Annotated in this window: 11 protein-coding genes; 2 read left to right on the top strand and 9 right to left on the bottom strand. The window is 67.6% G+C overall.

The genetic code is table 11. The features are described from left to right. Positions 1 to 153: 153 nt before the first annotated feature. A complete protein-coding gene (locus ACFU8Q_RS04450) occupies positions 154 to 669 on the bottom strand; it encodes a hypothetical protein (protein ID WP_384447608.1) in 516 nt (171 codons plus the stop codon). A gap of 144 nt (positions 670 to 813) precedes the next feature. Continuing rightward, positions 814 to 1,899, bottom strand: a complete 1,086-nt coding sequence (gene proB / locus ACFU8Q_RS04445; protein ID WP_384447680.1) for a glutamate 5-kinase — start codon at positions 1,897 to 1,899, stop codon at positions 814 to 816. Between the two features lie 472 nt (positions 1,900 to 2,371). On the opposite strand from proB, the gene ACFU8Q_RS04440 reads away from it, so the two are divergent. Further along, on the top strand, positions 2,372 to 4,411 hold the full coding sequence (locus tag ACFU8Q_RS04440; RefSeq protein ID WP_384447605.1) for a glycosyltransferase family 2 protein: 2,040 nt from the start codon (positions 2,372 to 2,374) through the stop codon (positions 4,409 to 4,411). Between the two features lie 103 nt (positions 4,412 to 4,514). After that, positions 4,515 to 5,114, top strand: a complete 600-nt coding sequence (gene rfbC / locus ACFU8Q_RS04435) for a dTDP-4-dehydrorhamnose 3,5-epimerase (protein WP_384447602.1) — start codon at positions 4,515 to 4,517, stop codon at positions 5,112 to 5,114. A 124-nt stretch (positions 5,115 to 5,238) separates the two neighbouring features. Here rfbC and ACFU8Q_RS04430 read toward each other — a convergent pair whose 3' ends face one another. The 7 genes from ACFU8Q_RS04430 to ACFU8Q_RS04400 form a co-directional block, all read right to left on the bottom strand. Continuing rightward, positions 5,239 to 6,033 carry a class I SAM-dependent methyltransferase gene (locus ACFU8Q_RS04430; RefSeq protein WP_384447599.1) on the bottom strand — a complete coding sequence of 265 codons (795 nt, stop codon included), beginning with the start codon at positions 6,031 to 6,033 and terminating at the stop codon, positions 5,239 to 5,241. Positions 6,034 to 6,188: 155 nt separating this feature from the next. Next, positions 6,189 to 7,073, bottom strand: a complete 885-nt coding sequence (gene rfbD, locus ACFU8Q_RS04425) for a dTDP-4-dehydrorhamnose reductase (RefSeq protein WP_384447596.1) — start codon at positions 7,071 to 7,073, stop codon at positions 6,189 to 6,191. Further along, the gene (rfbB, locus tag ACFU8Q_RS04420; RefSeq protein ID WP_384447594.1) at positions 7,070 to 8,056 is read right to left on the bottom strand and encodes a dTDP-glucose 4,6-dehydratase; all 987 of its coding nucleotides are present in this window, start codon (positions 8,054 to 8,056) and stop codon (positions 7,070 to 7,072) included. Before rfbB ends, rfbD begins: the two co-directional genes overlap by 4 nt. Continuing rightward, positions 8,053 to 9,123, bottom strand: a complete 1,071-nt coding sequence (locus tag ACFU8Q_RS04415) for a glucose-1-phosphate thymidylyltransferase (RefSeq protein ID WP_384447591.1) — start codon at positions 9,121 to 9,123, stop codon at positions 8,053 to 8,055. The genes rfbB and ACFU8Q_RS04415 overlap by 4 nt, the downstream gene beginning before the upstream one ends. A 147-nt stretch (positions 9,124 to 9,270) precedes the next feature. Continuing rightward, positions 9,271 to 10,488, bottom strand: coding sequence for a glycosyltransferase family 2 protein (locus ACFU8Q_RS04410; protein ID WP_384447589.1), 1,218 nt, complete (start codon positions 10,486 to 10,488; stop codon positions 9,271 to 9,273). Positions 10,489 to 10,639: 151 nt separating this feature from the next. Continuing rightward, positions 10,640 to 12,664 carry a hypothetical protein gene (locus ACFU8Q_RS04405; RefSeq protein WP_384447586.1) on the bottom strand — a complete coding sequence of 675 codons (2,025 nt, stop codon included), beginning with the start codon at positions 12,662 to 12,664 and terminating at the stop codon, positions 10,640 to 10,642. Between the two features lie 154 nt (positions 12,665 to 12,818). Beyond that, positions 12,819 to 14,318, bottom strand: a complete 1,500-nt coding sequence (locus ACFU8Q_RS04400) for a D-ribitol-5-phosphate cytidylyltransferase (protein WP_384447583.1) — start codon at positions 14,316 to 14,318, stop codon at positions 12,819 to 12,821. Positions 14,319 to 14,678 lie beyond the last annotated feature (360 nt).

Raw genomic sequence — 14,678 nt, 5'->3', positions numbered from 1 at the left:
GCCCGTCTTCCGGGATGCGGGACGGCCGCTCCAGAACGACCCCCGGGACTGCTCCGCGACACGCGACGACCACCCCGAAGACAGCCGTCCCGAAAACCAGCCGTCCCGAAAACAACCACCCCGAGGATGACCGCCCCGGAACCGTCGCCATGCTCAGTACGGGTGAACGCCGACCGGGGCGGCCGGGGGCGGTCCGTATCCCTCGGCGACGCGCTGGTGGTACGTCTCGCGGTCGATGACCTCCAGGCCGACGATCTCCCAGGGCGGAAGCTTGGCGGTGGAGCGGTGCTCTCCCCAGAGCCGCAGCGCGACGGCCGCCGCGTCGTGCAGATCACGGGCCTCTTCCCAGTAGCGGATCTCCGCGTGGTCGTTGGCGTACCGGCTGGTCAGCAGGAAGGGGTGGTCGTGCGCGAGTTGTTCGAGCCCGCGTCTGACCTCCTTCAGCGGAATCGCGGTGCCCGAGACGCTGAGCGTGATGTGCCAGAGTCTCGACGGAGTGCGTTCCTCCTCCGCCCCGGCCGGCTCGGACCGCGTGGTCCGGTCGTCCGCACGGTCCATGGACCGTCTCTCGTCGGACCGTCTCCCGTCGAAGCCGATACCTGCTCCGACGCTGGTCAGGGCCCGGCCACCCGTTCCTCGGGGCGGCGCCCCCGGGCGCGCTCGTCTCACCGGCGGCCTCCTGTGAATGCGTTTGCTGTGCTGTACCCCGCTGTGCCCCCGAGACAAAGTTGACCAGTCCGCGGCCGAGGATGGGGCCGTTTTCGTGAAGGTCTCCGCCCTGAGGCTGGACTTTCAGCCGTTTCAGGGCGTCTGTCAGGGGTGCAGGAGGACGAGATCGTCCCTGTGTACGACCTCGCGCTCATATGCCGGACCGAGTTCGCGTGCCAGGTCGCGGGTGGAGCGGCCGAGCAGCTGCGGGATCTCCTTGGCGTCGAAGTTGACGAGTCCGCGGGCCAGGGGGCGGCCTTCGAGGTCACGCAGTTCCACCGGGTCGCCCGCGGTGAACTCGCCCTCGACCGCGGCGATTCCGGCGGGCAGCAGCGAGCTGTGCCGTTCGACGACCGCCTGTACGGCCCCGTCGTCCAGGGTCAGCGAGCCCTGCGGCGTGGAGGCGTGGGCGAGCCAGAGCAGCCGGTCCGCCGACCGTCGTCCGGTGCGGTGGAAGTACGTACCGGTGTCGCGTCCGGCCAGGGCGTCGGCGGCCCGGCTCGCCGAGGTGAGGACGACGGGGACTCCGGCGGCCGTGGCGATCCGGGCGGCCTCGACCTTGGTGACCATGCCCCCGGTGCCGACGCCCGCCTTCCCCGCGCTGCCGATGGTGACGCCCGCGAGGTCCTCGGGCCCGGCCACTTCGGCGACCCGCGAGCTGCCCGGACTGCTCGGGTCGCCGTCGTACAGCCCGTCCACGTCGGAGAGGAGGACCAGGAGATCGGCGCGGACGAGATGGGCGACGAGCGCCGCGAGGCGGTCGTTGTCGCCGAACCGGATCTCGTCGGTGGCGACGGTGTCGTTCTCGTTGACGACCGGGAGCGCGCCCATGTCCAGGAGCTGGTCGAGGGTGCGGTAGGCGTTGCGGTAGTGGGCGCGGCGGCTGGTGTCGTTGCTGGTGAGCAGCACCTGGCCGACGCGCACGCCGTACCGGGCGAAGGAGGCGGTGTAACGGGCGACGAGCAGCCCCTGGCCGACGCTGGCCGCGGCCTGCTGCCTGGCCAGGTCCTTGGGCCGGCGGAGCAGCCCGAGCGGGGCGAGCCCGGCCGCGATGGCGCCGCTGGAGACGAGCACGATCTCGCGCTCCCCACCGCTCCTCACCCTGGCGAGTACGTCGACGAGCGCGTCGACGCGATCCGCGTCGAGGCCGCCGGCCGCGGTGGTGAGGGATGAGGAACCGACCTTGACCACGATCCTGCGGGCCTCTGCGACGCCCTGCCTTGCCCCTGACACGTATTTCCCCAATGATTCGGCCTCCGCCCGGTCCTCGCAATCTACGCGAGCGGCCGGACGGGCGCCTGTGCGTTCCGCCCCGTGGACGCATGGGCGGCTCCGCGGCCCGTCCGCACCCTGCGTGTCCGCCGACGGCCCCGCACACGGCCTCTCCGGCCGGGTGTCCCCGTAAATAAGATCGACCGCCGCGTCAGCGTTCACATTCATTACTCATATCGAATGATTGACTTCTTGGCGACGCGCATCCGCACCGGGCGAAGTCGTGGAGAAAACCCGTGCCCGCCGGCTGATGCAACCATCGGAACGTCTCACTCATCTAACAGCCGATAGGGTGCGTGGCGGCGGCCCCTCCCCCCATTTTCGGCAGTAGCAGTGTCGGCCCCGCATCCCCCGTCATCTTCAGGGACCTACCAGACATGGGACAGCAGCGATGCCAGTCAAAGTAAGTGTCGTCATTCCGGTATACAACCCGGGCAAGTACATCGACCCCTGCATCGAGTCGCTTCTGAAGCAGTCTCTCCCCGCAGCGGAGTTCGAAGTTCTCTTCGTGAACGATGGTTCCACGGACGACACTCCCGAACGGCTCGAAAAGCTGGCGGTGGAACACCCTCATTTCCGGGTGATCACCATCCCCAACTCCGGATGGCCCGGAAAGCCCCGCAACATCGGTGTGGCCGAGGCGAAGGGCGAGTACGTCCAGTTCGTCGACCAGGACGACCATCTCGCCTCCGACGCCCTGCGCCGGCTGTACGAGATGGGCCACCGCAACGGCTCCGACATCGTCATCGGCAAGGTGGCCAGCAACTTCCGCGGTGTCCCGCACGGCGTGTTCAAGAAGAACCGCGAGAAGTGCAACCTGCGCGACGCGCCGCTGTACGACAGCCTCACACCGCACAAGATGTTCCGTACGGAGTTCCTCCGCGAGAACGGCATCGCCTACCCCGAGGGCAAGCGCCGGCTCGAGGACCAGCTCTACATGATGCAGGCGTACTTCCCCGCCGAGGTCGTTTCGATCCTCGGCAACTACACCTGCTACTACTACTCCCGGCGCGACGACGGCAAGAACGCGGGATCCACCAGGATCGTCCCGGCTCAGTACTACGGGAACCTCCGTGAAGTCCTGGACGTCGTGATGGAGAACACCGAGCCGGGCGAGTTCCGGGATCTGCTGCTCCGCCGCTTCTACCGCGTCGAGATGCTGAGCCGGCTCAGCGAGCCCGCGGTGATGAAGTACCAGCCCGAGTTCTTCCAGGAGATGTGCGACGCGATCAGGCCGCTGGCCATCGACTTCATGGGCGACGGGGTGCACGACGGCCTCGGCCCACTGCTGCGGATCCGCTCCACGCTCCTGCGCAGGGACGACCGGGAGGGGCTGCTACGGATCGCCCGGTTCGCCGGGTCCGTCAAGGCGTCGGCCCGTCTGGAGGAGTTCGCCTGGCAGCCGGACGGCCGCGTCGCTCTCACCGTGACCGCCCGGCTGGTCCAGGGCGACGACGAGGAGCCGGTGAAGCTGCTGCGCCGCGACGGCCGCTACTTCCTGCACCCGGACACCGGCGGCGGGCTGCTGGCCCAGGACGAACTCCTGGACGTCACCGATGACATCGACGGTTTCTCCGCCGAACTGTCGCTGCGCAACCGCGAGACGGCCGTCGAGTGGCCCTGCCCCGCGAAGTTCACCGCGCAGACCGATGACCTCGGCGACGGAGCCTGCGAGATCGTCCTGCGCGGCAGCGGTCACGTGACCTCGGAGGCGGTCAAGGGCCGCGGCCGGGTCTCCCGCGGCTTCTGGGACGTCTGGGTGCCGCTGCGCGGCCTGGGCCTGGTCCGCAAGGCGAGGCTGGGAGCCGACCGCGCCCCCGAGGTGGACGCCGCCTGCCTGCCCGCGTCGCTCGGCTCGCCGGCCCGTGGCGTCATCCCGTACTTCACCGAACCGCACGGCAACCTCACGCTCGATGTGGGCCGCCGCAGCAAGAAGCTTGCCACCTACCTGGACGGCCGCCCCGTGCTGCGGACGGCGGGCCGTCGGCCCGAACTCCGGCTGGACCTCTTCACGACCAGCACCACCGCCGCATCCGACGTCCAGCTGGTCCTGAGTCCGGCCGGGGGAACCGGCTCGGCCGTGCACACGGTGCGTACGGTGCTGCACCCGGCAGTGGGCCGGGCCCATCTCAGGGTGCCGAGCCGCGCCCCCGGCGTCGCAGCGGGCGCCTGGAAGCTCTCCGTCCGGCTGGACGGCGAGAAGAGCCCAGCGCTGAGCCTCTGCGACGTCACCGTCGGCGGGGGCGGCCGGATCCAGCTGGATCCGGCGCTGCCCGAGGCCGCGCACACGATCACGGCCGGTCTGGTCGCGCAACGCCGTAAGGCGACTCTGCGCCGGGTGCTGCGCACCGTCGGCAGCCCGATCGTGCGCAGGCTCCCCCCGCAGGGTCGTAAGCGGGCCCGCCGCCTCGCCGGCCGGCTCATCGGCTGATCCATACCCGCAAGATCCACCGTCTCCCCCGACGAGGCGGCCCACTACCAACAACACCAGCACCAGCACCAGCACCAAACACACCGAACAAGGACGTGATCGCATGCGGCAGCTCTCCATCCCAGGCGCCTGGGTGTATGAGCCCAAGGTCTTCCCGGACAGCCGCGGCAGCTTCCACGAGTTGTTCAAGGCATCGGAACTCAGCGAGGCCGTCGGACACACGCTGCGGCTCGCACAGGCCAACTTCTCCCTCTCCAGCCGGGGCACCCTGCGCGGTGTCCACTTCGCCGATGTGCCGCCGGGTCAGGCCAAGTACGTCAAGTGTGTACGCGGCGCGGTGCTCGACGTCATCGTGGACATCCGGGTTGGCTCCCCCACGTACAAGCGGTGGGAGGCCGTCCGGCTCGACGACGCGGATCACCACGCCGTCTATCTCGACGAGGGCCTCGGCCACGCCTTCATGGCCCTGACGGACGACGCGTCGGTCGTCTATCTGTGCTCCGAGGGCTACGCGCCCGGCCGCGAGCACGGCATCAACCCGCTCGATCCCGAGCTGGGCATCGAGTGGCCGGAGGGGATCACCCCGCTACTGTCCGACAAGGACGCCGCGGCCCCCTCACTGGCCGAGGCCGAGAAGCAGGGCCTGCTGCCGTCGTACGAGGCCTGCCAGGCGTACTACGCCGAGCTGCGCGCCCGCGGCTGAGCGCCCGGGCGGGAACGCCGAAGCCCCCTTGGTCCCTACGGATCACGGGGGCTTCGTACTGGTCTCGGACCGGTCAGGCCTCGGAGAGGGCAGCCTGATCTCGGACGGACGACCCGGTCGCCTGTCAGCCCGTCACGGCCTCGATGCGCTTACGCAGGGGCGCGAACGCCGAGCGCGGGCGGCGCAGGTTGCGGGCGCGGGAGAGGGCCGGCCAGAAATCGGCGCCGAGCAGCGCCTCGGGCTGGACGGCGTTCTTCCGTACCAGCACTTCGTCGGGTACGTCCTGCGGATCGGGAACGACGTACTCCTCGATGATCTTGTCGTACGCGTGCTTCAGGATGTTGCTCTCCGGGTTGGCGCCGAACACGGCGACCACACCGGTCGGTGCCGTGTCCACCTCGACGACCAGCAGGTCGGGACGGTAGCGGCGCAGCACCTGCACCACCTTGTACACATCGCCGGCCCAGAACTTGGTGTGCCGGTCGCGGGCCGCCTCGTCGACATCGCGCGGCAGCATGTCGTCCAGCACGATCACACTCGACCAGCGGGCGTGCTTCTCGACATTCATGAAGTCACGCAGGGCGTACTCGAAAAGGTGCATGCCGTCGATGAAGGCGAGCTCCAGTTTCGGGTCCCCGCCGATCACATTGAGCGGATCACGACGGGCCAGGGCGCGGAACGGGTTGCGGCCGTTGCGCAGGTGCAGCAGCGGGTCCTTGCGGGCGAAGAAATCGTCGCTCGTCGCCTTGACCAGGTGCACGTCGCAGCTGATGTCCGTCACCACACGGAATGCGGGGTCGATGGCGACGGACGGCACTCGCGAGAGAGCCAGGCTTCTTCCGTCGTTGACCCCGATCTCCAAATAGTTCCGAGGACGGTAGACACGATGCAAATGACGCAGAAAGTCATGGCGGTTCACGTGGAGCAGCCCTTCGGAGGAAACCAACTGGTCTGGTCCCCGGCGAAGTTACCTCATGACCGCACGGTGATGTAAGCATTCTCCCCTAGGTGAACCTTCATTGTTCAGAGTTTTGGAATTCTGCGGACTTGACTGTCGATACGATCATTCGACGATCACGACCGCTCTGCTGCGAGGAGTGCCGGAAATGCCTCTTGCAGCGCCGCCCGCCAATCCCGGATCGGTTCGATTCCGGCCACTGCCCAGCGGTCGTGTCCCAGCACACTGAACGCGGGCCGGGGAGCCGGCCGTACGAAGGCCTCGCTGGTCGTGGGGCGGACGCGCGCCGGATCGGTGCCGAGCAGCCGGAAGATCTCCCGGGTGAAGCCGAACCAGGTCGTCTCGCCGCCGCTGGTGCCGTGGTAGACGCCCGCGGGGGCGGTGCCCGCGAGGGCGGCCTGTCCGAGCCGGACCAGGCGGTCCGCAAGATCGACGGTCCAGGTGGGCTGTCCGCGCTGGTCGTCCACCACGTCGAGGGTCTCCTTGACGCCCTCCAGCTTGATCATCGTACGGACGAAGTTTCCGCCGCCCGCGCCGTACAACCAGGCTGTACGCACCACGTACCCCGTGTCCGGCAGGGTGTCCTGCACCGCTCGCTCGCCGACCAGTTTGGTGCGGCCGTAGGCGCTGCGCGGTGCGGTGGGGCCGTCCTCGGCGTAGGGCTTCCGGCCGTCCCCGGCGAAGACGTAGTCGGTGGAGACCTGGAGGAGGACGGCGCCGTGTTCGCGGCAGGCCGCGGCGAGGACCCCGGGGCCCGTGCCGTTGACCCGCAGCGCGGCCTCCTCCTGGGACTCGGCGTCGTCGACAGCGGTCCAGGCGGCGCAGTTCACCACGACGGCGGGGCGGTACTTCTCGAAGCCGGCCCACACCGATCCGGGGTCGGCGATGTCCATGGCCGCCCGGTCCGCGGCGACCGCCCTGACGTCCTCACCGGCGAGCCGGGCCAGGACATCCCGCCCCAGTATCCCGGCGGCTCCGGTGACCAGCCAGAGGGCGCTCACAGCGCGGCCCTGTCCTTCAGCGGCTCCCACCAGGCGCGGTTGTCGCGGTACCACTGCACGGTCTCGGCGAGGCCGGTGCGGAAGTCCTTGCGGGGCTCGTAGCCGAGCTCCTCGCGGATCTTGGTGCAGTCGACGGAGTAGCGGCGGTCGTGGCCCTTGCGGTCCTCGACGTGGGTGACGCTGGTGTCCCAGTCGGCTGCGCAGGCGTCCAGCAGCAGGCCCGTGAGCTCCTTGTTGGAGAGCTCGGTGCCGCCGCCGATGTTGTAGACCTCGCCGGCCCGGCCCTTCGTGCGGACCAGTTCGATGCCCTGGACGTGGTCGTCGATATGGAGCCAGTCGCGGACGTTGGCGCCGTCGCCGTACAGCGGGACCGTCTTGCCGTCCAGCAGGTTGGTGACGAAGAGCGGGATGACCTTCTCGGGGAAGTGGTGGTGCCCGTAGTTGTTGGAGCAGCGGGTCACCCGCACGTCGAGGCCGTGGGTGCGGTGGTACGACAGCGCGATCAGGTCGCTGGACGCCTTGGCCGCGGAGTACGGCGAGTTGGGCGCGAGCGGATCGGTCTCGGGCCAGGAGCCCTCGTCGATGGAGCCGTAGACCTCGTCGGTGGAGATGTGCACGAAGGTCTTGACTCCGGCCAGGTACGCGGCGTGGATCAGGGTGTGGGTGCCCACGACGTTCGTACGGACGAATTCGGCGCCGCCGTCGATGGAGCGGTCCACATGGGACTCGGCGGCGAAGTGCACGACCTGGTCGTGCTCGGCCATCAGCTCGGCAACCAGCTCGGTGTCGCAGATGTCGCCCTGCACGAACGCGAAGCCGGGGTGGTCGCGCACCTCGTCGAGGTTGGCCGGGTTCCCCGCGTAGGTGAGCTTGTCGAGCACGGTGACGGCGATGTCACCGGGGCCCTCGGGGCCGAGCACCGTGCGGACGTAGTGCGAGCCGATGAAGCCGGCGCCGCCGGTCACCAGGATGTTCGTGGTCATGAAGAGATCTGCACCTTGCTGTGGTCGCCGAGCACAAGCCGGTGGGCGGAGGGGGAACGGGGTGCGGGGGTCACTTCGACATCACGGCCGATGAGCGACGCCTCCACGCGTCGGACACCGGCGACGGACGCGCCCCGCAGAACGATGGAGTACTCGATCTCACTGTCCTCGATCCGGCAGTCCTCCGAGACCGAGGTGAACGGGCCGACGTACGCACCGCTGATCACCGACCGGGAGCCGATGATCGCGGGCCCGACGATGCGGCTGCCGCTGACCTTGGCGCCCGCCTCGATCCGCACCCGGCCGATGATCTCGCTCTCCTCGTCGACCTCGGCTTCCTCGTGGGACGGCTCGATGGTCTCCAGGACGGTCCGGTTGACCTCCAGCATGTCGGTGACGTTGCCGGTGTCCTTCCAGTACCCGCGGATCGTGGTGGAGCGGACGTCCCGCTTCTGGTCGATCAGCCACTGGATGGCGTGGGTGATCTCCAGCTCACCGCGCCAGGAGGGCTCGATCGAGCGGACGGCCTTGTGGATGGCGGGGGTGAAGAGGTAGACCCCGACGAGCGCCAGATCGCTCTTGGGCTCCTTCGGTTTCTCCTCCAGGGCCGCCACCCGGCCGTCGGCGTCGAGCTCCGCGACTCCGAAGGAGGTCGGGTTGGGCACCTGGGTCAGCAGGATCTGCGCATCGGGCTTGTCCGTGCGGAACTGCTCCACCAGACCGGTGATCCCGCCGACGATGAAATTGTCACCGAGGTACATGACGAAGTCGTCGTCCCCCAGGAAGTCACGTGCGATCAGTACCGCGTGGGCAAGACCGAGCGGCTCGTCCTGCGGGATGTACGTGACCTCGATGCCGAGCCGTGAACCGTCGCCGACCGCCTCACGGATCTCCTGGGCGGTGTCGCCCACGATGATGCCGACTTCGGTGATGCCCGCTTCCGCGATGGCCTCCAGGCCGTAGAACAGCACGGGCTTGTTCGCCACCGGCACCAGTTGCTTGGCCGAGGTGTGGGTAATGGGACGCAGGCGGGTGCCCGCCCCCCCGGACAGTACGAGAGCCTTCACGTGACCAGTCCTCATGGTTGAGATATCGGTCTTGTCGCGGCTGCGACCTGCGAGGCGACTTTACTGAGAATTACTGCGCAATTCGTCATGCGTCAACTCGCGAGCGAGATCGGAACGCACATACGGAGTCAGGCGGGTCGGGTCCGCTCAGCCCATGCTGAGCCTCGACTTCCAGCGTCGTACGTCCCGCCGCATACGCCGGGCGACACGCCGCGACAGTGACGCTTTGCGGGCCACGACCTTGGGTTTCTCGATGCGCTTGCCGTCGTGCCAGTCGGGCACGGTGACCTCGAAATCGGACGCCGAGAGACCGCTCGAACGGCGCCGGAAGTGCGGGTACGCAAGGAAGAGCTTGTCCCCCTTTCGTGAACCGACCACATCTGGAACAGTCTTCGCCTGCAGATACGTCAGTATGTCCACCAGCACGTCGGCCCGGCCCGCCGCGACAGCGGCGAGTCGCAGCCTCTCGGCGACCTTGATCAGGCGGGCCACCCCGTCGTTCCAGTACGTTTCCATGAGCGGCGCCGCGAGCGCCATCTTGTGGCGTCGGACCTCTTCGGAGTCCCGGAGGAAGACAGGACCGAACTGCTGCAGCATCCCGACCGTAAAGGGACGGACCATCAGGAAGTCCCGCTTCGGCCCGGCGGGTTCGAGCCGGTGAATGAGCGCCATCATGGCCCTCATGGAGTCGAAGCGCCATTCATAGGTACCGCTCTTGGTGACGTGCTTTCCGTCGTCCCGGCCGACCAGGTGATAGCAGGTGTAATTCGATATGACGGAGACTCCGGAACCTCGCAGATACGTCTCCATGGTGAAGAGCGCGTCCTCGCCGGTCTTGAGCTTCTCATCGAATCTCAGATCGATTCGCTCCAGCAGTTCACGCCGGAAGAGTTTCTGCGCACTCAGCGTGTAAATGACCTTGGAGTTGTATACGTTGACCCGCTCCTTGGTGGCTGTCCACATCGACCGGGGCGCCCCGCGATTGACCCCGACCACCTTGCCGAGCACCACGTCGGTGTGCGCCCGGTCGGCCATGGCGACCATCCGCTCCAGGGCCTCGTCGCCGAAGTAGTCGTCCGCGTCGAGGAAGAACACATAGCGCCCCCTCGCCATGCCGAGACCCACGTTGCGCGGCCCACTGGGGCCGCCGGAGTTCTCCTGCCTGACCACCCGGGTCGGAACCGCGGAGCGGGCCGCGAACTCCTCCAGGTACTCACCGGTGCCATCGGTCGAACCGTCATCGACCGCCACGATCTCGATCCGTTGGGCACCGATGGTCTGCGTCTCGACCGATTCGAGGCAGCGCTTGAGATAGGGCATTGCCTCATATGCGCCAATGATCACGGTTACGTCAGGAATTGGCATCTCGTTCACATCAACAGAAGACAGTCGCCCTCGGGCGTTGGTTGCCCGGCACTGCACCCCCAAAGAGTGACCTTCATCACAAAAGGCCCGGCGCAACCCTTTGGGGGTTACGCCGGGCCAGTTGGATCATGTATACGAATCAGGCGGTTCCTCAGCTGTTCACGGGTTCGCCGAGGTTTCTCGCCAGACCTTCGTTCCTGGCCTCCGACTTGGCTGCGAGCGCCTTCACGGCCAGGTCGAACTGCACGATCGAGGTGGGCTCGTCCGGGCCGAGGAGGTACTCCTTCAGTTCGCGCCGGTCTGCCGCCATGGTGTCCGCGGCAGGTTCCACCACCGCCGTGAGCAGGGCGTCCAGCTCGGTCGCGGCATTGGACAGGACGATCGCGGCACGGACCGCGGTGTTCTGCCGACGGAATTCGTCCTCGCCTAGCCCCGCCGAATCGGTGACCGCGTACGGCTTGCCGCTCGCGATGAAGTCCGACACCACGCTGGAGATGTCCGAGACCATGGCGTCCGACTCGTTGAAGCAGTCGTACAGCCGCATCCGGGCGCCCGTGATGACCTTGTGCTCCCACCAGTCCAGCGCGCGCCAGGAAGCGGCGTTCCACTCGTCCTTGAGCCGCGCGATCTCGGCCTCGCGCGCCGGGTCGGCCAGCGAGTCGCGAGACATCTCGGCCTCGTCCCCCGCCGCGTGGCCGCCGCTCGACAGCACCGCGAGCCGCGCCTCGATACGGGCCAGCTCGGCCCGCGCCTCGGTCCGCACCGCCTGGAGCGCCGCCAATTCCTTCGCCCAGCGGGGGTCGGCCGCGCGCTCGACTGCGGCCTTCTCGATCATCGCGGTGATCCGCTGGTGCACGGCCTTGGCCTTGGCACTGCGGGTGCCCGTGAAGGGGTGCGGCTTGTAGAGCAGCCGGACCGGCTTCTCGGAATTCAGCAGCCGCTTGACGATGTTCTCGCCGGCCAGCAGCAGCGAGGTGTTGCCCGGATTGTCGTCCCAGCCCTCCCAGGTGGGGGCGTACAGCACGGTCGGGATCGGGTTCTTCGGCGTGCCGGTCCACGACTGGATGGTGGCCAGCTGCGGGCGGCCCACCTCGACAATGTCCTCGTCGCGCACACCGACATCGGCCAGCGCGTAACGGTCACGGCCGGCCCGGCCCGCGGTCCACACCTCGTCGTAGGCCTTGCTGTACGGGTTGACGCTGGCGAGCTTGTCGCTGTCGCCGTGGCCGATGAAGACATGCTTCATGGTCGGCACCCGGAGCAGGTGGATGTTCTTGCCGACGTTGGCCGCGTAGAGCGCGACCCTTACCGACGAGAGGTTCAGGTTCATCAGGTGCACACCGCCGGGCACGCAGAGCACCGGCACCGACGTCGTGTTCAGCTGAGGAAGTATCGCGCGCTCGCGCAGCAGGATGAGCGGACGCCCGTCGAGCTGCGCCATGGTCTCCAGCCACATATTGACCTGGTAGGCCGAGTCCTTGGAGCCGGAGAAGTAGAGCGCCACGGTCGGCTTGTACTCCCCCAGCCAGGTGTCCACCGCGCGCAGCACCTCGGCCTCGGGCGCCACGAGCCGCTTCGGGCGGATGTACGGCAGGAGCGCCGCCAGGTAGCAGGCCGCGAGAACCAATGTGATGGCCAGGCCGGCGTAGGCGAAGCCGTTCGTATCGGTCTCGACCGCGACCAGCACACCCACCATCGCGAAGATGTCCAGATGGAGCATCTTCTCCGCGGGGCGGTTCACCAACAGCGACGGCGGGGCGTCCGGGATCCGCACCTGCTCCAGGTCGACGTTGCGCGTGATCACCGGGAGCTTGCGCCGGAGCCTGATGAGGGTGACCGCCGCGCTCTGCGGTGCCTGGAGACCATAGAAAGCCAGCAGACAGGCGACCGTCACATAGAACAGCGTCTGCTCTCCGTACCCCATGCGGGAGAGCAGCAGGATCAGCAGCAGCTGGCGGACCAGGAAGCGGATCGAGAGCCCTGCACGGACCGCGGCAAGCCGGTTGAGCAGATAACTGCCGCAGTGATGCAGATACTGGTCGGCCAGATATGTCACCGCGGCGGCGCCGGCGAAGAACCAGAGATTGGGGATTATCGCCGCGAGCATGACGCACGGGAACCCCAGGGCCATGAGAAGAGCGGCGGCCAGCTCCGAACCGCTGCCCACACGAGCCATTCGAATGGCTTTCGAAATCACGAAGTACCGCTCCCGAGGGTGCCGACTGATTACCTTGCGAGGGAAATGTGAAGCCGGAGCTTCACGAATTCGGACCCCTGCAGTTCGCTCGCGGGCGTCTACAGGGGTCCGAATAGTCGATTGTCAAGCAGTATTACACATCGGTCTGTCGGTCAAGGACAGCGGCCAGGGCCTGTTCGAAGCCCGACGCCTCGGAAGCTCCACGGGTCGGGTCCTGCTGGCGTACGTCGATGACATGGCCGGTCATCTCGGACAGCAGGACGTCGAGGGAGGTTCTGGCAACCGCCTCGGAGGACAGCAGCGTACCCGCGGGCTCGTCCCCGAACGCCTTGGTGCGCATCGGCGTGGCGGTGCGCTCGGGATTCACGCAGTTCACCCGCACGCCGTCGCTCGCCCACTCGTCCGAGAGCGCCTGGGTGAGATTCACCATGGCGGCCTTGGTGGACGAGTAGAGGCTGTACTCCGCGCGGCCCCGGGTGTAGCTGCTGGAGGTGTAGAGCAGCAGCTGCCCCTTGGTCTGGGCGAGGTACTTGTACGAGGCACGGGCGATCTGCACCGGCGCCAGGTAGTTGACGTTCAGCGCTTCCTGGATGGTCGTGTTGTCCGTCTCGGCCAGCTTGCCGATGCGGAGCACGCCCGCGGTGTTGATCACGTAGTCGACGCGGCCGGTGTCCGCGTACGCCTTGGAGAGCGCGTCGTCGACGTGCTCCGGGTTCTCCACGTGCGTACCGGTGGTGGAGCGGCCCAGGGCGTAGACGGTGGCGCCGTAGGACTCGGCGAGGGTCGCGATGTCCGCGCCGATGCCGTACGAGCCACCGAAGACGACGAGGGTCTTGCCGGTGAGCAGTTCGCGGTACGCGGCGTCGTCGGTCGGCTGCGGGACGGCCGTGGAGGCCAGCTGGAAGAGCTTGTCCGCAATGAAGACGTCGACGGGCTGAGTGACCTTCATGTTGTACTCGTCGCCCGCGACGACGTAGATCGGCACATCGGGGAGGTACTTCAGAACGACCGAGCAGTCGTCGGTGGCCTGGAAGTTCGGGTCACCCGCGGCGACCTCGTACGCCCGGCGGATCGTGGAGAGCTTGAAGGCCTGCGGCGTCTGGCCGCGGCGCAGCCGGGAGCGGTCGGGCACATCGGTGATGAACTCGCCGTCGCCGCCGTGGGTGCGGGTCACGATGATCGTGTCCGCGGACGGGATGGCGACGTCGACCGCCTGGTAGCGGTCCAGGGCGTCGACGCAGTCCTTGATGACGCGCTGCGACAGCAACGGTCGCACGGCGTCGTGGAACAGGACGTTGCGGTCCTCGCCCTCGGCCAGGCCCTCGCCGAGGGCCGCGATGGCGCGCTCGGTGGTCTCGTTACGGGTGGATCCGCCCTCGATCACCTTGGTGACCTTGGTGAGTCCGGCCTTGGTGACGACCTTCTCCACATCAGGCACGTAGCCCGGAGCCATCAGCACGATGATGTCGTCGATGGAGTCGGCCTGCTGGAAGATCGACAGCGTGTGCTCGATGACAGCCTTGCCTGCGATCTTCAGCAGCTGCTTGGGGATGGACAGACCCACGCGCTGGCCGGTACCGCCGGCGAGCACGACTGCCGTGGTTCGGGCTTTCGCTATGTGCTGAGCAGACACGGACGACCTACCTTGCGGGGGGCTGGGAGATAAAGCGATGGTTGCACTCTCCGTTATCGTCTCGCAAGGTGGACGTCGGCCGCAGCATGCCGTATGGAAACCTCGCGTTCCCCTGCGACCAGGGCGAATACCGGAATTGACACCCCGCGGACGGGTGACCGAAACCACACGGTTGAGCGGCGTGAATCACCCTTGAGCGGGTGCGGCTTCGCCGAACGGTTGACACCGAGAGCATTTTCGGGCCGCCGGACGGATAACGGAACAGACCCGTCCGGCGATATCGCCTCGATTTACTGGAAATGCGGCTGCTGAACGTTCTAGAACGGGTTGAAGTCGTCGAACTCGCGCTGTGCGTCGTCG

The sequence above is a fragment of the Streptomyces sp. NPDC057543 genome (assembly GCF_042801895.1).
In the GTDB taxonomy this organism is placed as follows: Bacteria; Actinomycetota; Actinomycetes; order Streptomycetales; family Streptomycetaceae; genus Streptomyces.
Note: the sequence above shows the minus strand (reverse complement) of the source record. Positions and strands in the feature narration are given on the sequence as shown.

Excerpts from the sequence above, each read along its gene's own strand:
- ACFU8Q_RS04410 (WP_384447589.1), bottom strand. The coding sequence starts at position 10,488 with ATGCCAATTCCTGACGTAACCGTGATCATTGGCGCATATGAGGCAATG.
- ACFU8Q_RS04440 (WP_384447605.1), top strand. The coding sequence starts at position 2,372 with ATGCCAGTCAAAGTAAGTGTCGTCATTCCGGTATACAACCCGGGCAAG.
- rfbB (WP_384447594.1), bottom strand. The coding sequence starts at position 8,056 with ATGACCACGAACATCCTGGTGACCGGCGGCGCCGGCTTCATCGGCTCG.
- ACFU8Q_RS04405 (WP_384447586.1), bottom strand. The coding sequence starts at position 12,664 with ATGGCTCGTGTGGGCAGCGGTTCGGAGCTGGCCGCCGCTCTTCTCATG.
- rfbC (WP_384447602.1), top strand. The coding sequence starts at position 4,515 with ATGCGGCAGCTCTCCATCCCAGGCGCCTGGGTGTATGAGCCCAAGGTC.